Origin of the sequence: Bradyrhizobium sp. Mp27, from assembly GCF_029953005.1 — a bacterium.
Lineage (GTDB): Bacteria > Pseudomonadota > Alphaproteobacteria > Rhizobiales > Xanthobacteraceae > Bradyrhizobium > Bradyrhizobium barranii.
Genome location: NZ_JASAUS010000756.1, coordinates 1 through 254, shown reverse-complemented (window position 1 = coordinate 254; position 254 = coordinate 1). Strand labels below are relative to the sequence as shown.

Below are 254 nucleotides of genomic sequence, written 5' to 3'. Positions count from 1 at the left end.
GCCCATGTTCTCGAACTTCTCTTCGAGCTCGATCTCCTTGGCGACGGTGACGCCATCCTTGGTGATGCGGGGAGCGCCGAACGACTTGTCGAGGACAACGTTGCGGCCCTTGCGCCGAATCCTCAGGGTAAGGAAAACCGGCTGGCGCTTACGCGGCCTTCTTCTTGGCGGCCGGCAGATCCGTGAGGACGCCCATAATGTCGCTTTCCTTCATGATCAGCAGGTCGACGCCGTCGATCTTGACTTCAGTGCCG

The 254-nt window shown here is 60.2% G+C and carries 1 protein-coding gene and 1 pseudogene; one reads left to right on the top strand and one right to left on the bottom strand.

What is annotated here, in order from left to right:
• Window positions 1–186: hypothetical protein (locus QJT78_RS52565; RefSeq protein ID WP_281460991.1), on the top strand; the 186-nt coding region annotated here is incomplete at its 5' end.
• Here QJT78_RS52565 and QJT78_RS52560 read toward each other — a convergent pair.
• Window positions 149–254, bottom strand: a pseudogene (locus tag QJT78_RS52560) (co-chaperone GroES); the annotation flags it as partial. The gene QJT78_RS52565 and the pseudogene QJT78_RS52560 overlap by 38 nt on opposite strands.